We start from the raw sequence: 22,863 nt of genomic DNA, 5'->3' as shown, positions 1-22,863 counted from the left end.
CTTTACAAAATTTACTTTCATAAAAATTATATTACAAAGAGGTCATTTTACAAAAATTTATTTAAATATTTTTGTAAAGAATTAGAGTGGATTTCTGTAGAAAATGAATAAAAATGATTTTTTTTAACCGAAGAAAAAAATACTTATTTTTTTATGCAGATGTTTTTTATGATTTTTTATTTTTCTAATGAGCTAAATAAAACTCATTAGATTGATTTTAATTATTAAAAAGATAGGGATTTCTATATATTTTTTGATTTTTGATAAATTTGTCATTTTTACAATAATAAGCACTTATTGATCTTCATTATAAATTTCTAAATTTTCTGATTCTTTATTTATAAAAAGGCCAAGAGTATTACTATTTCTTTTTAGTTCGAGTAATGATAAATAATTATCATCTACATCTTCAGTAATATATTTACCATCAAAAACAGAACATTCAAAATGATGAATATCTGGATTTTCTTCTCGAATTGAGTCAATCAAATCGGTAAGATCTTGAAAAATTAGCTTATCTGCTCCAATTTCTTTAGCTATTTCTTCAACCGTTCGGTTAAATGCAATGAGTTCACTTGCAACAGCCATATCGATACCGTACACATTTGGATGTCTAATTTCAGGAGCTGCCGAAGCTAAATAGACTTTCTTCGCACCTACTGAACGTACCATTTCTAAAATTTTTTCAGACGTTGTTCCACGAACAATTGAATCATCAACTAAAAGAACATTTTTACCTTCAAATTCTATACGATTTGCATTAAGTTTACGTCTTACAGAAAGTTTGCGAGTAGCTTGACCAGGCATAATGAATGTTCGACCAACATAGCGATTTTTTACAAATCCTTGTCGATAGGGTTTATTTAGGATTCGGGCAATTTCAAGTGCGGCATCACATGATGTTTCAGGGATTGGAATAACAACATCAATATCGACATCTTTCCATTCTCTCGCTATTTTATTACCTAATTTTTGTCCCATTAAAATACGCGATTGATAAACCGATACGCCATTCATTAATGAATCAGGTCTTGCGAAATAAACATATTCAAATATGCACGGATAATACTGAGGATTATCGGAACATTGCTGTGAATAAAATTGTCCATCTTGGGTAATGTAAATGGCCTCCCCCGGTGCGACATCTCGAACAAATTCAAAATCAAGCACATCTAATGCAACACTTTCTGAGGCAACCATGTATTCAATTTGTTGATTATCAAGAACTCGTCTACCTATTACTAAAGGACGAATACCATAAGGGTCACGGAATGCAACAAGCCCATGTCCTATAATCATAGCGACACAAGCATATGCGCCTTTAATTATTTTGTGTAAATTAGCGATGGCGGTAAAGATATTATCCGCCGTAAGCGGATAAGTTGGAAATTGGTCTAATTCACTGGCAAATATATTAAGAAGAACTTCTGAATCAGAGTTAGTATTAATATGTCGTCTTGCAAGTTCAAAAACTTTTTTACTTAATTCATCGGTGTTGGTTAGGTTGCCATTATGTGCAAGTGCGATACCATAAGGAGAATTTACATAAAATGGCTGAGCTTCAGAGGGACTTGAGCTACCTGCGGTAGGATAACGAACATGACCAATGCCTAATTTACCTTGTAAACGTTGCATATGATGTTCCTGAAAAACATCTTTAACTAAACCATTTGCTTTACGTAAACGAAAGCGATTCTGTTCATCTATAGTCACAATTCCTGCTGCATCTTGTCCTCGATGTTGTAATACGGTTAATGCATCATAAATTGATTGATTTACTGTACTACATCCTAAAATACCAACAACACCACACATATAATGATTACCTCAAAATTACTGCACTAAAAATGAAGACGATTGTTGTATAAATTCAAAAAACCAACGAATTATAAAATGGAAATGGGGAATAAGCTGTGATTCTTCCCAGTATTTCGATTGCGATAATGGTGTGAAGGTATCCACAAAAAACAGTATCGCAGCGACAACCAAAATACCTCTTAATACGCCAAAACAGATACCCAATACGCGATCTGTTCCAGATAATCCTGTTTTTTGTACTAATTCACCAATAATATAAGATATGACTGCACAAACAAGTAAAGTAGCAATAAATAGAATTGCAATCGCAACGGAAGTACGTACTAATTCGCTATCGAAATAAGTAAGATACTCGGTAATATAAACATAAAATCGACTTGCAATAAAAAAAGCAAGTACCCAACTGATTAGCGATAATGCTTCACGCACAAATCCACGAATAATGCTGATTAATGCTGAAAAAATTATGACGCCAATAATCGTAAAATCAACCCAATTCATCATAATAACCTACAATTATATTTTTATAAGATGTTTAATTTGAAATAGCTTATTAATAAATTTTTATGTTAAACAATCAATTATAAAACTTTAATACTCTTAGTTTATTTTTTAATTTTATCTATTAATTAGCCACAATTATACTTTTTTGTTTGGTTAAACTATTAAGATTATCGATTACTTGCTCAGCTTGCTCTCTTTTACCATATGGCCCTACTTGTAATTTGATTAATTGATTAGGTTCTGGATTTTTAGGAATTACTTTAACGTTGTAATTATTTAATCTTAACAAAGCCACTAGCTCTTCTATTTTCTTTTTATTTTTTAACGCCGCTATTTGAATCATATAAAGTTTAGATTCTTGTTCACTTACTTTAACATTATCGCTTGGTGTTGTTTCGTTAATATCATTTTGAGCAACATCAGGAGAAATTAAAGAATTTAAATCCTGCTCATTATCTGGTATATAAGGAATATCATCTACACCATAGGCACTATTAGCATGGTTGTCATCAGTTGTAGATTCGATCGATTGAAATTGTTGTTGAACAATATCGGGTTGCAAAATTGGGGAACTTGAAGTCTGATTATTTGATTTATCCGTTATGATCCATGGTGCAATCAGCGCTAGTATAAGCAATAATGTTGCAAAACCCACAAACCGATTCCTAATTTTATTTTGACTATTTGGAGTAGTGTTTTTATCTTTTGTCATGATTAATTTCACTTAATATTCATATTGTTCTAAAACATCCGCAACTGTATGAAATGAACCACATACTATGATAATATCATCTTCTTCTGCATCTTGCATTGCTTTTTGATAAGCGGTTAAGACATCATCAAATGTAAAGATAATACCTTCCCCTTTATCTTCCAAATATCCTTTAAGCACTTCCGCTTGACATCCTCGTTCACCATAAAGTGAAGCACAATACCAAACATCACCTTTTAATATTGATAAAGTACCTTGGATATCTTTATCTTTAAGCATACCAATCACAATTCGAATGTTACCCATCTTTGATCGTTGAGCTTTTAATTTATCAAGTTGTTTTACTAGATAAGTGGCAGCATGGGGATTATGAGCAACATCAACTATAACGAGTGGGTTTTGTTGAATAGTTTGAAATCTACCAACCAAACTTGATTGGATTAATCCCTTTGCAATTTCATCTTGAGTAATGTTTAAAGATGAGTAACTTAATGCAGCAACTGCAGTCGCTGCGTTAGCTAATGGTATATTATTCGCTATGGGTAAATTTTCGTAGTGTACCCTAGAAGACTGAAAAGACCATTTAACATTATCAATTTGATGATAAAACCAATCATGATTTACTGAGAAAATTGGACAATTAACAGATTTTGCAACCAATGGAATTGATGTTGGAACATTTTGCTCACCAACAATGGCAATACTTTTCGATTTAAAAATACCCGCTTTTTCCTGACCAATACTTTCACGAGTATGACCTAAATACTCTACGTGGTCTATGTCTATGGTGGTGATTATGGCGATATCGGCATCCACTATGTTGGTTGCATCTAGCCTTCCACCTAATCCTACTTCTAATATAACGACATCTAATTTTGCTTGTTTAAATTGATAAAGTGCAGCAAGTGTTGCATACTCAAAATAAGTTAGAGAAATATCACCTCGTACATTTTCAATTTCTACAAAAGCATTAACCGTTGCTTGTTCGGTTGATTCTTGGTTATTTATTCGAACTCGCTCAGTAAAACGTATCAAATGAGGTGAGCTATAAACACCAACTCTTAATTTTGCTGCCAATAGCATCATTTCAAGAGTTCGGCATGTTGTGCCTTTTCCATTGGTTCCAGCTACAGTAAAAATATAAGGTGCAGGCTGTAACAGATCTAAGCGTTGGGCAACGGTTTTTACTCGATCCAGACCTAGATCAATCGTTGTGGGGTGCAGTTTCTCTAAATAACAAAGCCATGCTTTTAAATCAGACATGGCATTAAGTTTTTCATTTTGCATAGAGATTACACAGTCTCATCGATAGTTACATTGTTAGTCATATCGTTAAAAGGATCGGGTATTCTCATTAATTTTGCTAACAAACTAGCAATTTTTGGTCTCATTTCTTTACGATGAATGATCATATCAATTGCGCCCTTTTCAAGTAAAAATTCACTTCGTTGGAATCCTTCCGGCAATGTTTCTCGAACGGTTTGTTGGATAACTCGCGGGCCGGCAAAACCAATCAGCGCTTTTGGCTCAGCAATGTTGATATCTCCAAGCATAGCTAAACTAGCAGAAACACCACCCATTGTCGGATCAGTCATTACAGAAATATAAGGTAATCCTTCATCCTGCATTTTTGCAAGGATTGCACTGGTTTTTGCCATTTGCATTAGCGAAAATAATGCTTCTTGCATCCTAGCTCCACCACTAGTTGAAAAACATATTAGTGGACATTTATCTGCAATGGCTTGTTCAGCTGCGCGTGTAAACAGCGCACCAACTACCGATGACATTGAACCACCAATAAATGCAAATTCAAAACAAGCGACGACGACAGGAATGCCAAACAAGGTTCCTTTCATCACAACCATAGCTTCTTTTTCACGAGTCTCTTTTTGAGCCGTGGTTAAACGATCCTTATATTTTTTAGTATCTTTAAATTTTAAAATATCTTTCGGTGCGAGATCTGAACCTAACTCAACATCTGAACCTTCATCTAAAAAGTGGTATAACCTTACGCGTGCAGGAATATGCATATGGTGATCACATTTCGGACATACCTCTAAATTGCGATCTAATTCAGCTTGATAAATAACTTGTTCACAGTTGCTACATTTGGTCCAAACTCCGCCTGGAATATTCGCTTTTTTATGATCAGATGATATATTATTTTTACTTAAAATCTTTTCAATCCAGCTCATTATGATTCTCTCATTGTGCTACACTTTAGAAAATATCGGGCTATTGTATAATACTTTGCGCTAATTCTTAATAGTTGTTTTAATTTTTATCTTATGCATTACCTATGATTAGAAAATATTTAACATTTTCAGATCTCAGTAAATATTAAATTTTAACGCTTGTTTTAATAACCATTTTAACCAAAATTGTTGAATATCTAAGTGGTTACATAATAAAAATAGCGTTTCGTTACTTTATTTAAAATTAAAGCAATTATTAACGGAAGTAATACTATTTGCATTAAACAAGTGATTGATAATAAATTCCCATATTCTATATTTTTGTATAGTAATGCGGTTGGTACTTTAAAAATAAAAATGAAGTTAACAATAATACAAATAAAAATTATTATACTGGGTTGAATGATACTTTTTATGAGCCTATCTGTTTGAATTCTATCAAATGATTGTTTAAAACAAGGTATAGTTAAACCAACTGCTATTAATATACCCGATATATATACAATATTTAAAATATTGTTAGAAATCTCCATGCTGAATAATTGAAATACTTTCGTAATTAACAGATATCCTTTTATCAGGACAAAAGTTGTAAATATGGCAAACAAATTAAAGTGAATTTTAGTACTATTGGTCGCTGTAAAAGGAAATGGCTGTTGATTTTTTATAAAGTATTTATTGGAAAAATTTAATAAATAGTATAGTAATAAACTATATAATATTAAATAAAACATAACCGATATAATGATGATAAATATATTTTTTATTGGATATAAATCTCCAAAATCAAATAGTAAAGTTTTAGGAATAAAATAAGCCATTACTGAAAATAAGACCATTATAATTATCACCAATTCTACATTGGTTTTATTAATTATATGGACATTTAAACTGTGTAGAAATAATGACAAAATTCCAAATACAAATACTACATCTAAAATATGAGTTTTTAACAAATAATTAATGATATTAAAAGGAGAAAACTTTATTAGTTCCCAAAAGTATGCTAAATCGAAATAGATAATCATCGAAGATGATAGTTATTAAACAGCTAATAACAAAATAAATAAAACTGCCAATCAATGGCAATGTAAAAAAAGCGTTTTCTTTCATTAGATTTCCTTATCAATTTTAGTATTCATGTATAGATATTTATTTTTTAGTCAATTCGTTTTATAAAATGTTTAATTTTAAATCCCATTGCAATCAATGATGCAAAATAGACAATGATGCCAACCATTACCAATAATAATAAACGGCTAACTCGTATGAGCATTGAACCGGTCGACCAATCAGGTAATAATCTTGAACCAAACCATAGAACCAATGACATTAAAATAACGGCAATAATCACTTTAGTTAAAAAAAGATACCAACCAGATTGAGGTTGATAAAGTTTCTTTTTTCGTAATTGCCAAAACAATAGTCCAGCATTAAAACATGCAGCCAAACCAATGGATAACGACAGTCCAGCATGTTGTAATGGACCAATAAAAACCAAATTCATCAATTGCGTTAAAATTAAAGTAACAACAGCAATTTTAACAGGAGTTTTAATGTCTTGTCTGGAATAAAAAGCAGGTGCTAAAACTTTAATTAAAATAAGCCCCAATAACCCTATCGAATAAGCGATCAAAGCACGTTGTGTCATTAGCGTGTCATTTGACGTAAACTGCCCATATTCAAATAATGTTGAGATTAATGGGCGCGAAATTACACCTAACGCGACCGTACTCGGTAAAGCCAATAAAAAGCATAAACGTAATCCCCAATCAAGTAATTCCGAATATTGCTTATGATCACCATTTGAAAAGCTTTTGGCCAATGACGGTAATAAAATAGTACCCAATGCAACACCCAGTACACCTGCCGGGAATTCCATTAATCGGTCAGCATAATACATCCAAGACACAGATCCTGAAATTAGAAAAGAAGCAAAAATTGTATTGATGATTAGAGAGATTTGACCAACTGAAACCCCTAAAATTGCTGGTCCCATTTGTTTCAGAACTCGCCATACACCACTATCTTTTAAATTAATACGAGGTAAAACTAACATCCCTATTTTTTTTAAAGTAGGCAGTTGGAAAAGCAATTGCAAAATTCCACCGACAACAACCGAAAAAGCTAATGCCAAAACAGGTGGATTGAAATATGGGGTTAAAAATAGTGTACAAACGATCATACTAATATTAAGCAACGTTGGCACAAATGCAGGAACAGAAAAGCGATTCCAAGTATTGAGTATTGCACCAACTAATGATGCCAGCGAAATAAAAAAGATATATGGAAAAGTTATCCGGAGCATTACAGTAGCAAGTTCAAATTTATCCACTGATTCTTGCATAAATCCTGGTGCGGTTAACATAATGATAAAAGGTGCGGTAATCACACCAATTAATGTAACAAGTGCTAATACTAATGTTAATAAACCTGCAACATAGGCAATAAATGTCTTCGTTGCCTCGGCACCTTGTTGATTTTTATATTCTGCTAAAATTGGCACAAACGCTTGAGAAAAAGCACCTTCAGCAAAAATTCGCCTAAGTAAATTGGGAAGTTTAAAAGCTACAAAAAAAGCATCAGTAGCCATTCCTGCTCCAAAAAAACGTGCAATAATTGCATCTCTAACAAAACCTAATACCCGAGATACCATTGTCATTGAGCTTACAGTGGCTAAAGATTTTAATAAATTCATAGATAAGATAAGTGCCAAAAAACAGTAATGGACATAGTCTACAAATTATTCACTTATTTCACCATGCTTTTTTATAAATAATAACATTTATGAATTGAAATATCGTTACTATCCAAACAATAAGCGGATTGAAATACTAATCAGACAAATATTATCATCAATTATTCAATTTAGGATGTTTATTTCATTCCGCTTTTATTTCTTCATTGATTACAATTTATAACTTGCCGTTAACAATACAGCTCTAGGCGTGCCAGGCATACTACTTGAACGCCAATATTCTTTACCAAATAAATTTGTTACAGCTAAAGTGATATCATAAGAGGAAGATTGATAACCAATTGCCGCATTCCATACTGTATATCCTGGGCGTTTAAATTGATTTTTATCATCGTTATACATAGCACCTTTATAATTTACTTCCAACTCGGTAAACCAATTATCATAAGGCAAATAACGAATATTTAAATAACCGCTATGCTTAGATGTATTCGGTAAATATTTGCCTTGATTAGCTGGCATTTTTTTATCTTTATGAACTTGAGCTTGCTGATAACCAATACCACTATTGATGTACCATTTTGGTGTTAATTTTCCAATAAGGCTTAATTCAATCCCTTGACTCCGGTCACTGCCTTTGACCTGCCAATTATAAGGATCGTTCACCGCATCGGGTTGATAACGAACGTTGTATAATTCAAGATTATAAAGTGCAAGTTGAGAAGATAATTTATCATCTAACCAATCACTTTTTACGCCGACTTCATACTGCCTTGAATATTGGGGTTTATTATCGTAAACCGTTTTTGAATCCGTTGAAATGGTAATCAGTCCTCGTCCACCATAGGGTGCAAAATTTTTACTATAGGAAGCATAAAAACTTTGCGATTCGATAGGCTGCCAAATTAAACCGATTCGAGGACTTAACGAGTGACCATTATATGAACGGCTTTGGTGTTTGATTTTATCGTCTGATGCAAATTCGTAATTGTCATAGCGTAAACCCATCAACAATTTCCATTGCGTTGTAAAACTGATCAAATCTTGCAAATAAATTCCTTTTGAGGTGGCTTTATGATTAGTTTTAGTATTTAATTTAGTGTAATGCGCTTTCTTGGAATACCAATGTGGATGAAAGGGATCAACAACTTCTGGATAAGTACTCGTTAATGCTAATCTAGGCTGACGTTTTTCAATATTGTATTCAACACCAACCAACATATCATGTCCTATCCCTGCGGTATTAAATTTTCCCATTAAATCTATTGTATTGCTATATGTCTTGTTATTCGTTTCTTGCCAAGCTCGTCGGAATTGTAATTTACCGCGATAGTTACAAGTTTTCCCACTATTGGTTTTACCATTTAAATGGCAATAATCCCCACCATAAATATGATCAAAGTTTTGACTTGCTTGACGATAGAGGTTAGTTAATTTAATTGACCAGTCATAATTAAATTCAAACCCTATCACCGAACGTAGTGATTTAAAATTATCTTTTACATAATCATCTGGATGTGCATAGGCAGTTTTAATTGAAACACCTTTTGGTAAATTATAGTAAGCAGGTCCTCGGTCTGGTTTACGCCATAAATGATCATCTGTATATTGAACTAACCAATTAAACCCCTCTAAATTATCATAAAATATACTTGGTGATACCATGGTATCTCTTTGTTTTATTCCTTTACGAAAACTTTTTTCTGATTGATGATCTACCGTCATTCGGATGGCTAGTTGTTCATTGACAACATGATTGATATCGACCATACCGCCATATTTATCCCAAGAACCACTACGTAAGCTTAAAACAGTAGGTGAATCAAAATTAGCTTGTTTACTAATCATGTTTATCATTCCCCCACCAGAACCTCGTCCATAGAGCACTGAAGCGGGACCTTTTAATATTTCCACGCGTTCAATATTGGCTGTACTTTGCCTAACTTGCCCACTTGCACGAACACCATCCCGATAAATATCGCCTGAACTTGCCGAAAAACCGCGTATTTTTATTCCTTCATCTCGCATGTCATAAGTACTATCGACTCCCGGCAATTTATTGACAATTACACTTAAATCATTTTTTCCATATACTTTTTCTTGCCCTATGTTAACTGAATTGATTGTTTGAGGAATATCTTTGATATCGAATGGCATTTTTGTGGCTGTTGATGACTTTTTTAGTCGCTGATCATTATCATCCTTAATATGAGCGACAACTTTCATCGTTTCAGTATGCGCATCATTATCATAATGCTCTTGAGCAACAGTATCCGTAGAGACTATACCCAACATGCCTATGATGGCTAATTGATTAACTACTTTCATTGTTTTCCTATCCTAATTTATTGTATTTAATTTGGTTAAAATAAAAACACCCCAAAATATGATAATGATTATTATTTTCATTATCAACTTCTTTTATGAAACGGATAGTTCTGAAAATATCAACATAACTTTACAGAAACAGGAATTACCAATACATTGCTTTTAAAAGTCGTTGAAACAACAAGAATGGATTAAAAAATACTAGTAGGATATTAAGAAGAAGGAAAAATTTTCTTGAATAAGTAATCTTAAATTTGATTTAATTTCGTTGTTTATTCAGTTTTTACTATAAGATTTGTTCTTACAATTAAACTCAATAAATCTTAACAAATAAAAAATCAAAGTTTTTGTAATACACTTAAATTATATTTTAGATGATTATTAAGTAAGAATAAGAACTAGATGGTTGGTGGGTCGTGAGCGATTCGAACGCTCGACCAACGGATTAAAAGTCCGCTGCTCTACCGACTGAGCTAACGACCCATTTCGATATGATTACTGTACCGTTTTTAGTATGGGTACAAGCAATTTCGGGTTGCTATAATACTGGCAATTATTTGGTAATGCAACCCTTTTGTGAGTGTTTTTTTTTAAAAGCTGATTTTTCGTACGTTATACTAAAGATAAGCTAATTTTTGGTTAGCAAGATTAACTGCATTTTTATTTTTAGAATATTTATTCAAAACTTGTTGAAAAACGGCTTTAGCATTTTTTTTATCGCCTTTTTCAAGCAATATTAATCCTACTTTATAAAGACTATCACCAGCTTTTGACGAATTAGGAAAATCCTTTACAACTGTTGCATAATAAGATGAAGCATAATCTTTATTACCTTGTTTGTAAAAAAGTTGCCCTAACCAATAATTTGCATTTGCCCGATAAATAGATTTTGGATAGGCTTCTAAAAAGCGTTGGAAAGCAATAATCAGTTCATTACTTTGTTTGGCGTCGCTGATAAACTGCATAATAAAATTATAATCGGTTTTATCATTACCTGTAGATGTCCAACCAGATAAATTTGATGTATTAGATTCTGTTTTTGGCATCGTTGATGTTGTTCCTTCTGAGGAACCATAATTGGTATTCAATGACAATCCGGAGGAACCAGTTCCCATTTGCTGTAGAATCATCTTTTGGCGTTCAATAACTTGATTAAGTTGATATTTGGTATCTTCTAATTGACCCCTAAGTAAATCTATATCAGATTGTAAATCATTAATCTTTTGTTGATTTTGTATTATCAATTGTGCTTGAGCTTGTACAGTTCTTTCCGATTCAGACCCGCCAGCTGCACAACCATAGCCTGCAAATAAAAGAAATATTGATAATGTGATTATTTTTTTATGCATATAATTAAACTCGATGTAAATTAAAAAAAACGGCTGGATATCCAGCCGTTATGAAATACAATTAATATACAACGACAGCACGACGATTTTTAGCGTAAGCGGCTTCATCGTGACCGAGTACTGCTGGTCGCTCTTTACCTAATGATTTGATAGTCATTTGAGTAGCTGATACACCATTTGCTTGTAAATACGATTCAACTGCGCTTGCACGACGTTCACCTAAAGCAATATTGTATTCTGGTGTTCCACGCTCATCCGCATGTCCTTCAATAACTACTTTTATAAAAGTATGTGAACGTAAGAATCCTGCATGAACATTCAACATTGAAGCATATTCAGATTTCACATTATATTTATCAAAATCAAAATAGACCGTATTCATTTCTTGTTGTTGTAGTCTTTGAAGTAAAGCACGATCTTCACTTGATAACGTATCATATGAATTACCACTTGTAGTTGAACTAGTTGAGGTACAAGCTGTTACAGCAACCAGTGGCAAAGCAACCGCAGCTACTTTAAGAAATTTTGAGAATTGCATTATTTTAACTCCTGTTGTTTAAATAAGTTTTCACTTATATAGTTCGTTTATCTAACTAATATTAAACTATTATTTAAAATTAGTTAGCAATTAAAATGGCCTTATTATATATGCCGATAACTTTAGTTTAAAGTTATTATTTATTAAATGTTATTTGTAATATTTTATAAATAAGGCGACCAAGATGGAAATTTAACTTGCCCATCTGTCACTGGTAACTCGGCTTTAAAAAAACCATCCGTTGAAACTAAATTCAAAATTGTTCCATATCCTTTCGTGGAGCTATAAATAATCATCGTCCCATTTGGAGCAATACTTGGTGTTTCATCTAAAAAAGTATCGGTTAATCGTTGATAACTCTTTGTTGCTATATCATATTTTGTTATATGTTGCTCACCATTATTTGTCGAAATCATGGCGATAAAAGAACCATCTGGCGAAACACGAGCATTTTGATTCTGGGTATTGTCCCAAGTCAATCTTTGTGTTGTACCATCACTAATATTAATGCTATATAGTTGTGGTCGACCTGCTTGATCTGAGGTATAAACAATAGTTTTACTATCAGGCATCCATGATGGTTCAGTGTCATTACTACGACCCGATGTGATCTTTGTCATTTTTTTAGTGGACAAATCCATCACATATAAATTTAAATTACCATCTTTTGATAATGCAAATGCCAATTTAGTTCCATCTGGAGAAAAGGCAGGAGCTCCATTGTGACGAGGGAAAGATGCCACAGTTTCAATAGCACCACTATCAAGTGTTTTTATAACTATTGCAGAATTTCCACTTTCAAAAGTTACAAAAGCTAATTTTTTACCATCAGGCGACCAAGTTGGAGACATCAATGGAGCCTTTGAACGATGAACGGTGATCTGGTCATAACCATCATAATCTGACACTCTTAGCTCATGAGTATATGAACCTCTGTTCATTTTAACTACATACGCAATTCGTGTTCTAAATGCACCTTTAATCCCTGTGAGCGATTCAAAAATTTCATCACTCGCTGAATGTGCAGCATAACGAACCCAACGTTTGTTAATAGAAAATTGGTTTTGAGATAAGACTGCACCAGGCTTATCAACAGTATCAACTAATTGATAAGTAATAAGGTATTTTCCTGAAGCATCGGGTTGAATAGAACCAACTACAATCGCAGAAATACCAAGATTTTTCCATACCGCCGGATCAACCTCTGATGCTGTTGTCGGTTTTTGGGGCATACTATCGATACTAATGGGATTAAATTTACCACTATTTCGTAGATCTGATGCAATGATATTTTCAATTATTTGTGGTGGTTGACCGGAGCCTGTCCATTTAAATGGAGAGACAGCAATCGGTTTAGCTGTACTAATACCTTCAGTGATATTAATTTGTATCCCCGTGCTATCTGCCCAACAATGACTTGTTAAGGCCCACATAAAGATTAAACTTGTCATCAAAAAGCGAAAAGCGAATTTGATCATTTTAAATTCCTTAATATATACATAATTAACTACATTAAATTAAATGTAATTTTGTAGTTAGCTCAAAGTAAAAGATTTTTATAAAATTAGATCGTTAACAATTAATTATGCCAATTTTTAAATAATAAAAAAATGCCAAATACTTTTACATCAAGAAAGATAGCTGATATTAGGTTACAAGTCCATAGCCTTGGGATAAAAAGATGTTGTACTATATTACAACATTGTCCTAATTGAATATTTTATATACTTACCTTATCCAATTAAGTTGTACACATTGAAAAAAATTATAAATTCACATTTAATGAAATCTTTGAAGAAATAACTAATTGACTATTTTTGACAATTTTCACAGAAAAAAGTATTTCTTTGACCTATTCTTTGTGATGTTATTTTAGCCTGACATGTATAACACTCTTGTCCTTCTCGAGCATATACTTGCAATTTTTGTGCAAAATAACCGGGTTTTCCATTTGATTGAAGAAAGTCTTTTAGTGTCGTTCCACCTTGTTTAATCGATTTAGTCAGAACTTGCTTGATGGCTATAACTAATCTTTCAAACTCGGCTAATTGTAAGGTATTAACTTTTCGATTGGGATTGATTTTAGCCATATGCAATGATTCAGATGCATAGATATTTCCAACACCAACAACAATATGATTATCCATAATCCAACTTTTGATCGGTATATGTCGATTTTTAGCTTTTGTTAATAGATACTCAGCAGAAAACTCATCACTTAAAGGCTCTGGCCCCAAATGTCTTAGTTGAGAGACTTCTTCAAGTGAATTTGCCCAAAGCCATGAACCAAAGCGCCTTGGATCAGTATAACGCAATACAACTCCATTTTCTAAAACCAAATCGATATGATCATGTTTTGTTACTTCCTGTTGTTCATCAAGTAAAATACGCAAACTACCAGACATTCCCAAGTGAATGATAATCCAATTATGTGCTAGCTGTATCAGCAAATATTTTGCACGTCTTTTGACATCCAAAATGACTTCTCCATGAGAACGATGAATGAGTTCATCAACAGGCCAACGTAATTTTGGTTGCCTAACCACTATTTGCTTGATAGTTTGCCCTTTTAAGTAAGGCAAAATACCTAGGCGACTTGTCTCAACTTCTGGTAATTCAGGCATTTTATTTCACCTAATTATTTAACATTTCTGTGACCCAAGTTGGTACTTGCTGACTTGGTGCCGACTGATTATTGTTAACACATAAACTTTGAGGATTATCTGTCCAAACTGGTAGCATTCGTCTGCCACTATTACTATCACATTGCCACTGACCATTGTCATCAATTGACATCATACGAATATTTTGAGGTGTTGGTAACAACAATCTTTTAGGAGGATTATTTTGTAAGTATTCACTATAAATTTTTAATGCTCCTGTGGCCCCCGTTAATTTCATTGGAGAGTGATCATCTAAACCAATCCAAATAACAGCAACATTTTTACCATCAATACCCGTAAACCAACTGTCACGAGAATCATTACTTGTTCCTGTTTTAGCTGCCAACTTAAACGCCCCATATTTTCCTTTTAAAGAGCGAGAGGTACCCGACTCAACAACTTGTTGCATAGCATAAGTGGTTAAATAGGCTGATTGTTTTGAAACTGCTTGAATTTGTTGAGGATAGTTTTGATAAACTAATTCTCCTTTATCAGTCAATACATATCTTAAAATGGTTAATGGTGAACGTTGACCATTATTAGCTATTGTTTGGAACATTTGCGCAGTTTCTAAAGGCGTTAATTCCAAAGCACCTAACAATCTTGAAGGTAGATTCGTAATACGATCACCTGGCACACCCAATGCTTGCAAGGTATTTTTCGTAGCCTCAAGACCAAGAGCCATACCTAAGTTAACTGTTGGTACATTTAAAGAAAGTGCTAAAGCATCCACTAACATGACACGATCACGAAACTTACGATCATAATTTTTCGGTTGCCAGTACGAACCATTATCAAGTTTTATTGAAAGCGGTGAATCATCTAACCATGTATTTAATTGAAAACGATCAGGTTGACCTAAAGCAGTTAAGTAAGTTGATGGTTTAGCTAATGAACCTATTGCTCTGCGGGTTAACCATGCACGATTATATCCTGGATATCGAGGTTCTGCACTACCAATAATTGCACGAATTTCGCCTGTTTCTCGACTAACAATAACCATGGCTGTTTGTAAATCTTTATTAGTTGATTTACGTAATTTTTCAATTTGATTCGTTACAGATTGTTCTGCAGCTGCTTGGGCAACAGGATCAAAAGTGGTAAAAATCTTCATACCTGAAAGGTGATCTGCTTTATCACCTAATTGCTTTCTTAGTTCACTGCGAACAACTTGCATAAAAGCAGGTTGTGGCGAAATAACACCACCTTTCGGTAAAACAGATAGTGGACGCTGACTTAATAAATTATATAACTCATCATCAATAATGCCCTGTTGCTCGGTAAGTTTTAAAACAACATTCCGGCGATCTAACACTTGTTTTGGTTGCGTCCAAGGGTTATATAGAGAAGCACCTTTTACCATTCCTACTAATACCGCTTGCTGATCGAGCGTTAATTCATTAACTGGACGACCAAAATAATAAAGACTAGCAAGAGGAAAACCATGGATTTCTTCACTTCCGGCTTGCCCAAAATAGACTTCATTTAAATACAACTCTAAAATACGTTCTTTGCTATAACGAGCATCAAGAATGATTGCCATATAGGCTTCTCGTATTTTACGACTTAAACTACGTTCATTAGTTAAGAATAAGTTTTTAACGGTTTGTTGGGTTAACGTACTTCCACCTTCAGTGCGACCTGTGGTAAGGTTGACATAAATTGCTCGACCAATGGAATATAAGCTGACGCCATGATGATCATAGAAACGTTTATCTTCTGTGGCAACTAAAGTTTTGATAAGTGAATCAGGAAATGATTTAAGAGGTACAAACAAGCGTTGTTCTCCGTTAGGAGAATGCATCATGGTGATTAATTTGGGATCGATCTTAAGTAATCCAAAATCACGTCCTGTATCTAAATTAGTAATACGATCAATTCGATTATCATAAAATGTAATTTTTACCCGGAAAGCTTTTTCTTCTCCGTCAGGAAATGTAAAAGGACGACGGTATATTTCAATCGCATCATTACTAACAATAAATTCACCAGGACGTGTAGCTTTTGTATCCTGTTGGCGATATTGTGCACCATTTAACATAGTCACCACATCACTTAAACTGTATTCGCTGTCAGGTTCAAGATCGATAATTTGACCATAAACAGCTGCTGGTAATTCCCATACATTACCATCTATTCGTTCTTTGATTTGCTGATCAAGATATATACCATAAATTACAGCCACAGCCACAAAAACCAGAAACAGTTTAAATAGCAATGATAAAAATCGACGCCAAAGTGAGCGTTTTTTATTTTTCTTAACTTTTTTAGAGGATTTTTTTCGGGTAGATTTAGTTGACGTATTCAAAGCTCACCTAAGATTTAGTACAAATATTATTTTGGTATAATAACACAAATCTTTAAACTTTTAATTGTCTTCTTTATAGTCTATTTTTTCAAAAAAATAGACTTTTCGTTAGTCATGATTAGTCAAAAAATAAGAATTATTAAAATTCTAATCGTGGCTTAATATTTTTCACTTTTTCAATAAACGCATTTTTTGATTTACCGGTTAAACCTTCATTAATTGGTAAACTAGCTGTTAACGGATTAACTGGTTTATTGTTAATGTGTAATTCGAAATGCAAATGAGGGCCCGTTGAGCGACCAGTATTACCAGACAATCCAATCTTGTCACCTTGTTTTACTTGTTGACCCGGTTTAACTAAAATTTTATCAAGATGCATATAAGTAGTCATATACTGACGCCCATGTCTTATCGCAATATAGTTACCTGCAGAACCACTATATTTAGCAATAACAACCTCACCATTACCAACTGACAATACAGGTGTACCACGTGATACTGCGAAATCAACACCATTGTGAGGCGCTATTTTCCCAGTAACAGGATGCAAACGTCTTGGGTTAAATTGTGAAGATACTCGAGCTTTATTAGCCAAAGGATAACGGAAAAAACTTTGAGATAAACTTCCACCATCTATATCATAATATTTACCATCATCCGCTAAAAATGCGTAATATTCTCTAGCGCCATTTTTAAATCGAATTGCTAGTAGTTGGCTAGTGGATAAACGTTCGCCGTGCATTTCTCGAGATAATACAACTGAAAATTTATCTCCAATTTGAAGCCGTTTAAAATCTAATCGCCATTGTAATGCTCGCATTATTAGCGCTATTTCACTACTGGTTAATCCCGCACTTCGCGCATCAGCTATAAAACTTGTTTTGATTTCGCCTTTTAGTATTACATTTTTTATAACGCCTTCCACTACCTCGGAGTTTTCAACAAATTTATCTCCAGACTTCTCATAGATTCGAATATTATTGCTGGAAATCGTCCAATTTAAATTAAGTAGATTATGATCATCATCTGTCGTCCAACTAATTTGCTGACCTATTCTTAAATTAGCTAGTTGCTTAAATTCAGATGTTAATTGATAGACGTCTTTTCGGTTAACATTATATCGTAGTAAAATTTGATGTAAGGTATCACCACGAACTATAGTGTATTGGACGGTATTACCTTTCTCATCAATTATCTCATCTAAATCATCTGGATTAATTTTATCTTCAGGTTCATCTAAAGATTCATCGACAGTCATATCATCAGGCAAAGAAGGCTTATTAACGACAGTCGTTTCAACTTGAGGATTCAACGGAATATAGTCGGCACGATTGAATTTGGGAGTTTGCCACAACATAATAATTATGATAATAAAAAACAGGGCGCCTAATATTGAAAAATAGGGTGTTTTAGTCTGTTTTTTTTCAATATGAGGAAATTTAATCTTTCGTGCCAAAATTAACCCTAATCTTCTATTATCAAAACTATTAATTACCTAAACAAGCCAACAGTTGTTGCGTTAAGTTCAATAAAAATTGTGAATAAGCATCTTTAGAAGGCTGTATGTTCGAGCCTAAAGGATCTAATACTCCAATTCGAACGTCTGTGCCATCCACCAATTTTTCAATAACAGCTGGACTAAACTGTGGCTCTATAAATACACACACAGCTTTATTTTCTTTCAGTTTTTGCTTTATAGCATAGACTGTCTGAACACCTGGCTGTATTGCTGGATTTATAGTAAAGCTACCTAGATTTTTCAATTTAAATTGTGATTCAAAATACCCATAGGCATCATGAAATACAAAATACCCGCTATTTTGGACGTTTATTAGCTTTTTTGCAATGTTTTGTTCTGTTTCAGATAATTTTATAGCGAATTCGTTTAGATTTTCATCAATTTTGTTTTTTTTGTCAGGATAAAGAGTAATTAATTTATCGTGGATCAATTGAGCAATAATTTTGGCTATTTTAGGAGAAAGCCAAATATGTTCGTCATATTCACCATGATGCTCATGATCTAAATGATGATGCGCTTCTCCCTCGTGCAAATGTTCATCATGATTAGTTCGAAGCAAAGACTTAATTTCAGGAATATCCATTAATTCAATTTGCTTTTGTTTATCGATATTTTTCAATAAGGTTGGCATAAAAGTTTCCATATCTTCACCAACCCAAATAACTAACTCAGCTGACTTAATATTCTTTAAATCAGAAGGTTTTAAGGAATAAGTATGAGGAGAAGCACCTTCCGGTAAAAGAATTTCTGCATCAGTTATGCCTGATGTAATAGCTTGAGCAATAAAACCTATCGGTTTAACCGACGATATAACAGTAGCATTAGCATAATTATTTACGCTTTGTATTATTAATAATGGGATTAAGATTATCAAATACTGTATAAACAGATTAAAATTCCTTACGATGTAATTTTTCACGTTATTATCCAATGCTATAATTTATGATAGAATAAAATTTAATATTGTTATAATATAACATAACATTTAGGTGAGCAAGGGCTACCCGTTACATGACTCAATTAATTTCACTTGAAAATGTCTCTGTTGAAATCAATCATCAAAAAATATTAGATGATATTTCATTATCTGTTAATCTAAATCAGATTATTACATTACTTGGTCCTAATGGTGCAGGCAAATCAACTTTAGTAAAAGTCATATTGGGACTTCTACCTTACTCATCTGGAAAGATTTACCGTTTACCAAATTTAACTATCGGTTATGTTCCTCAGTCCATAAATTTAAACCCTACTCTACCGATCACTGTTAAACGTTTTATGCACTTAAATAAACAGTTAAAAAGTGACGATATTTTACAAACATTATCACTTGTTAAAGCAGAATACTTATTTGATAAATCAATGCATCAATTGTCTGGTGGCGAGTTACAACGTGTTTTACTCGCACAAGCTTTAGCTAAACAGCCCCAATTACTTATTCTTGATGAACCGACACAAGGTGTAGATGTAAATGGTCAAATCCTTCTCTATGATTTAATTGCAAATGCTAAAAAACAATTTAATTGTGGAGTATTAATGGTTTCTCATGATCTTCATTTAGTCATGGCTAAAACAGATGAAGTTATTTGTCTAAATCATCACATATGTTGTTCAGGTACACCTGCCACTGTGTCAAATGATCCAGAGTTTATTTCACTTTTTGGTCAATATGGTGCATCACAGATTGCTGTATACAAACATCATCACAACCATCAACATGATTTATGCAAAAAAACAATAGATCATCATCATAAGTTATCAAATATAAAAAAGGATCATTAAAATGGTTGAATTATTATTACCTTCTTTGTTAGCAGGATTGTGCTTAACAACTGTGACAGGTCCTTTAGGAACATTTGTTGTTTGGCGCAGAATGTCTTATTTTGGTGATACCCTATCTCATGCTGCTTTACTTGGTATTGCTTTTGGCTTTTTACTCAATATCAACCTATTTTATGCGGTAATTTTTGTGACATTGATTTTAGCATTAGGTTTAATTTGGCTTGAATCACAAAAACAACTTCCTGTTGATACATTACTGGGTATTCTTGCACATAGTGCATTATCTTTAGGTTTAGTTGTAATCAGTTTAATAGGAAATATACGAATTGATCTGATGGGATATTTATTTGGCGATCTGTTATCAATAACTTATGCTGATATATTTCAAATTTTGATCTGTGTAATATTCATCGGTATTTTATTAATTTGGCGTTGGAACGATTTTCTTTATATCACTGTTAATGAAGAATTAGCTTTTATTCAGGGTATTAATATCCGATTAACTAAATTAATTTTAACCTTATTATTGGCTTTTACTATCGGTATTGCCATGAAATTTGTAGGAGCACTTATCATTACCTCTTTATTGATTATTCCTGCTGCAACAGCTAAATACTTTTCGAAAACTCCAGAGAAAATGGCTTTAATTTCTATCATTATTGGAATCGTAGCCGTTATAAGTGGCTTGTTTTTTTCTTTTATTTACAATACACCAACAAGTCCATCAGTTGTATTATGTAATGCCTGTCTATTTTTTATATGTTTATTGACTTCAAAGTTATTTTTAACAATAAAAAATAGGTATCTAGAAAAAAAATAACATTAATTGTGCACTATATCACAATAATTTGAAGTTAAAATCTCTAGCAAATTAATTGTATTAACATAATTAATTATTAAAAACATTTATAATTTAATTTATGTCACTTGCAATTATTTATACTCGAGCATCCATTGGTATACAAGCACCACTGATTAATGTTGAAGTTCATATTAGTAATGGATTACCAGGTTTTGTATTAGTTGGTCTTCCAGAGGCAACGGTTAAAGAAGCGAAAGATCGTGTACGTAGTGCCATTATTAATAGTGGTTTTTCGTTTCCTGCTAAAAAGATAACGGTTAATCTGTCACCGGCAGATCTTCCCAAAGAAGGAAGCCGTTTTGACCTACCTATTGCTATCGCTATTTTGGCTGCAACAGAACAAATTCCGACTTTAAATTTGTCACATTATGAGTTTTTAGGTGAACTAGCGCTTTCTGGTGACATCCGAGGTGTAAAAGGAGCTATTCCTGCAGCTATCTCATCACAAAAAAGTGAGCGCACGCTTATTATTTCTACTGAAAATCAATCAGAAATTTCATTAATTCATCATAATGATACATTGATTACCAGTAATTTATTAGAGTTATGTCGATATTTACATAATGAGATAAATTTATCTAAGGTCGAATACTGCGAAAATGATAATATTGAAAATCAACTAATTGATTTACAAGATGTGATAGGACAAGAACATGCAAAAAGAGCTTTAGAAATTGCAGCAGCTGGAGGACATAATCTGTTATTAATTGGACCTCCTGGTACAGGAAAAACTATGTTAGCCACCCGTTTAACATCTTTACTTCCTCCCCTTTCAGATGACGAAGCACTTGAAAGTGCAGCTATAGCTAGCTTAGTCAGCCAGAATGGCTCAATTAAGAATTGGCGTAAACGACCGTTTAGATCACCACATCATAGTGCATCCACTGCAGCACTTGTGGGTGGTGGAACCATTCCTAAACCTGGAGAAATCTCATTGGCACATAATGGGGTTTTATTTTTAGATGAATTACCCGAATTTAATCGGAAAGTTTTAGATGCATTAAGAGAGCCTATCGAATCAGGTGAGATTATTATTTCAAGAGCGAATGCTAAAATACGATTTCCTGCCAAATTTCAACTTATTGCCGCTATGAATCCTAGTCCTACCGGTCACTATCAAGGTACACACAATAGAACGACACCCCAACAAGTGATTCGCTATCTCAATAGACTTTCAGGTCCTTTTCTCGATAGGTTTGATATCTCTATTGAAGTCCCTTTGTTACCTAAAGGTTCTTTGAGTCAAAAAAAGGATACGACTGAATCAACTGAAAGTATCAAGCAAAGAGTTTTAAAAGCTAGAATGATTCAAATTCAGAGAAATAAAAAATTAAATAGCCAATTAACAGCAAACGAAATTTCTTTGTATTGTCAATTATCAAAGGAAAATAATGAATATTTGGAACAAGCTTTAATTAAATTGGGACTTTCAGCCAGAGCTTGGCATCGGATATTAAAAGTTTCACGAACAATTGCTGATTTGGATTTTTCAAACAACATAGAACGAAAACATATTTCGGAGGCTTTAAGTTATCGTTCTATGGATAGATTACTAATTCAGTTACACAAAAATATTGGCTGAAAGAA

Annotated in this window: 17 protein-coding genes and 1 tRNA gene; 3 read left to right on the top strand and 15 right to left on the bottom strand. The window is 33.2% G+C overall.

Going from position 1 to position 22,863, the window contains the following annotated elements; translation table 11 throughout:
• Positions 1 to 294: 294 nt before the first annotated feature.
• The 15 genes from purF to znuA all read right to left on the bottom strand — a co-directional run bounded on the left by purF (position 295) and on the right by znuA (position 19,551).
• On the bottom strand, positions 295 to 1,815 hold the full coding sequence (gene purF / locus GYM75_RS01650) for an amidophosphoribosyltransferase (protein ID WP_220216446.1): 1,521 nt from the start codon (positions 1,813 to 1,815) through the stop codon (positions 295 to 297).
• An 18-nt stretch (positions 1,816 to 1,833) separates the two neighbouring features.
• Complete coding sequence (locus GYM75_RS01645; protein ID WP_363317421.1) at positions 1,834 to 2,319, bottom strand: CvpA family protein; 486 nt, start codon at positions 2,317 to 2,319, stop codon at positions 1,834 to 1,836.
• 124 nt (positions 2,320 to 2,443) lie between these two features.
• Positions 2,444 to 3,034, bottom strand: coding sequence for an SPOR domain-containing protein (locus GYM75_RS01640; RefSeq protein WP_220216444.1), 591 nt, complete (start codon positions 3,032 to 3,034; stop codon positions 2,444 to 2,446).
• Between the two features lie 12 nt (positions 3,035 to 3,046).
• Positions 3,047 to 4,321, bottom strand: coding sequence for a bifunctional tetrahydrofolate synthase/dihydrofolate synthase (gene folC / locus GYM75_RS01635; protein ID WP_220216443.1), 1,275 nt, complete (start codon positions 4,319 to 4,321; stop codon positions 3,047 to 3,049).
• 5 nt (positions 4,322 to 4,326) lie between these two features.
• Positions 4,327 to 5,229, bottom strand: coding sequence for an acetyl-CoA carboxylase, carboxyltransferase subunit beta (gene accD / locus GYM75_RS01630; RefSeq protein ID WP_220216442.1), 903 nt, complete (start codon positions 5,227 to 5,229; stop codon positions 4,327 to 4,329).
• 1,159 nt (positions 5,230 to 6,388) lie between these two features.
• The gene (murJ, locus tag GYM75_RS01625) at positions 6,389 to 7,927 is read right to left on the bottom strand and encodes a murein biosynthesis integral membrane protein MurJ (RefSeq protein WP_220216441.1); all 1,539 of its coding nucleotides are present in this window, start codon (positions 7,925 to 7,927) and stop codon (positions 6,389 to 6,391) included.
• Positions 7,928 to 8,137: 210 nt separating this feature from the next.
• Positions 8,138 to 10,255: a TonB-dependent siderophore receptor gene (locus GYM75_RS01620; protein ID WP_220216440.1), complete on the bottom strand. Its 2,118-nt coding sequence runs from the start codon at positions 10,253 to 10,255 to the stop codon at positions 8,138 to 8,140.
• A gap of 407 nt (positions 10,256 to 10,662) precedes the next feature.
• Positions 10,663 to 10,738 (bottom strand) — tRNA-Lys (locus tag GYM75_RS01615).
• A gap of 134 nt (positions 10,739 to 10,872) precedes the next feature.
• Complete coding sequence (ybgF, locus tag GYM75_RS01610) at positions 10,873 to 11,604, bottom strand: tol-pal system protein YbgF (RefSeq protein WP_220216439.1); 732 nt, start codon at positions 11,602 to 11,604, stop codon at positions 10,873 to 10,875.
• Positions 11,605 to 11,665: 61 nt separating this feature from the next.
• Positions 11,666 to 12,142, bottom strand: a complete 477-nt coding sequence (gene pal / locus GYM75_RS01605) for a peptidoglycan-associated lipoprotein Pal (RefSeq protein WP_220216438.1) — start codon at positions 12,140 to 12,142, stop codon at positions 11,666 to 11,668.
• A 164-nt stretch (positions 12,143 to 12,306) separates the two neighbouring features.
• The gene (gene tolB / locus GYM75_RS01600) at positions 12,307 to 13,617 is read right to left on the bottom strand and encodes a Tol-Pal system beta propeller repeat protein TolB (protein ID WP_363317433.1); all 1,311 of its coding nucleotides are present in this window, start codon (positions 13,615 to 13,617) and stop codon (positions 12,307 to 12,309) included.
• Positions 13,618 to 13,953: 336 nt separating this feature from the next.
• Positions 13,954 to 14,766 carry a bifunctional DNA-formamidopyrimidine glycosylase/DNA-(apurinic or apyrimidinic site) lyase gene (mutM, locus tag GYM75_RS01595; protein ID WP_220216437.1) on the bottom strand — a complete coding sequence of 271 codons (813 nt, stop codon included), beginning with the start codon at positions 14,764 to 14,766 and terminating at the stop codon, positions 13,954 to 13,956.
• Between the two features lie 10 nt (positions 14,767 to 14,776).
• Positions 14,777 to 17,113: a bifunctional glycosyl transferase/transpeptidase gene (gene mrcB, locus GYM75_RS01590; RefSeq protein WP_220216436.1), complete on the bottom strand. Its 2,337-nt coding sequence runs from the start codon at positions 17,111 to 17,113 to the stop codon at positions 14,777 to 14,779.
• A 139-nt stretch (positions 17,114 to 17,252) separates the two neighbouring features.
• The gene (gene mepM / locus GYM75_RS01585; protein WP_220216435.1) at positions 17,253 to 18,569 is read right to left on the bottom strand and encodes a murein DD-endopeptidase MepM; all 1,317 of its coding nucleotides are present in this window, start codon (positions 18,567 to 18,569) and stop codon (positions 17,253 to 17,255) included.
• Positions 18,570 to 18,600: 31 nt separating this feature from the next.
• Positions 18,601 to 19,551 (bottom strand): zinc ABC transporter substrate-binding protein ZnuA, encoded by a 951-nt coding sequence (gene znuA, locus GYM75_RS01580; protein ID WP_220216434.1) that lies wholly within the window; start codon positions 19,549 to 19,551, stop codon positions 18,601 to 18,603.
• A 92-nt stretch (positions 19,552 to 19,643) separates the two neighbouring features.
• Here znuA and znuC point away from each other — a divergent pair, with 92 nt between their 5' ends.
• The 3 genes from znuC (at position 19,644) to GYM75_RS01565 (ending at position 22,858) form a co-directional block, all read left to right on the top strand.
• Entirely contained in the window at positions 19,644 to 20,414 is a 771-nt protein-coding gene (znuC, locus tag GYM75_RS01575) for a zinc ABC transporter ATP-binding protein ZnuC (protein ID WP_220216433.1), read from the top strand.
• Position 20,415: 1 nt separating this feature from the next.
• Complete coding sequence (gene znuB / locus GYM75_RS01570; protein ID WP_220216432.1) at positions 20,416 to 21,234, top strand: zinc ABC transporter permease subunit ZnuB; 819 nt, start codon at positions 20,416 to 20,418, stop codon at positions 21,232 to 21,234.
• 100 nt (positions 21,235 to 21,334) lie between these two features.
• On the top strand, positions 21,335 to 22,858 hold the full coding sequence (locus GYM75_RS01565; protein ID WP_220216431.1) for a YifB family Mg chelatase-like AAA ATPase: 1,524 nt from the start codon (positions 21,335 to 21,337) through the stop codon (positions 22,856 to 22,858).
• The last annotated feature ends 5 nt before the right edge of the window (positions 22,859 to 22,863 follow it).

Origin of the sequence: Gilliamella sp. ESL0441 (assembly GCF_019469185.1) — a bacterium.
In the GTDB taxonomy this organism is placed as follows: Bacteria; Pseudomonadota; Gammaproteobacteria; order Enterobacterales; family Orbaceae; genus Gilliamella.
This window is presented reverse-complemented; position numbering and strand designations above follow the sequence as displayed.

Coding starts and splice junctions, on each gene's coding strand:
- purF (WP_220216446.1), bottom strand. CDS start 1,815: ATGTGTGGTGTTGTTGGTATTTTAGGATGTAGTACAGTAAATCAATCA.
- GYM75_RS01645 (WP_363317421.1), bottom strand. CDS start 2,319: ATGAATTGGGTTGATTTTACGATTATTGGCGTCATAATTTTTTCAGCA.
- GYM75_RS01640 (WP_220216444.1), bottom strand. CDS start 3,034: ATGACAAAAGATAAAAACACTACTCCAAATAGTCAAAATAAAATTAGG.
- folC (WP_220216443.1), bottom strand. CDS start 4,321: ATGCAAAATGAAAAACTTAATGCCATGTCTGATTTAAAAGCATGGCTT.
- accD (WP_220216442.1), bottom strand. CDS start 5,229: ATGAGCTGGATTGAAAAGATTTTAAGTAAAAATAATATATCATCTGAT.
- murJ (WP_220216441.1), bottom strand. CDS start 7,927: ATGAATTTATTAAAATCTTTAGCCACTGTAAGCTCAATGACAATGGTA.
- GYM75_RS01620 (WP_220216440.1), bottom strand. CDS start 10,255: ATGAAAGTAGTTAATCAATTAGCCATCATAGGCATGTTGGGTATAGTC.
- ybgF (WP_220216439.1), bottom strand. CDS start 11,604: ATGCATAAAAAAATAATCACATTATCAATATTTCTTTTATTTGCAGGC.
- pal (WP_220216438.1), bottom strand. CDS start 12,142: ATGCAATTCTCAAAATTTCTTAAAGTAGCTGCGGTTGCTTTGCCACTG.
- mutM (WP_220216437.1), bottom strand. CDS start 14,766: ATGCCTGAATTACCAGAAGTTGAGACAAGTCGCCTAGGTATTTTGCCT.
- znuC (WP_220216433.1), top strand. CDS start 19,644: ATGACTCAATTAATTTCACTTGAAAATGTCTCTGTTGAAATCAATCAT.
- znuB (WP_220216432.1), top strand. CDS start 20,416: ATGGTTGAATTATTATTACCTTCTTTGTTAGCAGGATTGTGCTTAACA.
- GYM75_RS01565 (WP_220216431.1), top strand. CDS start 21,335: ATGTCACTTGCAATTATTTATACTCGAGCATCCATTGGTATACAAGCA.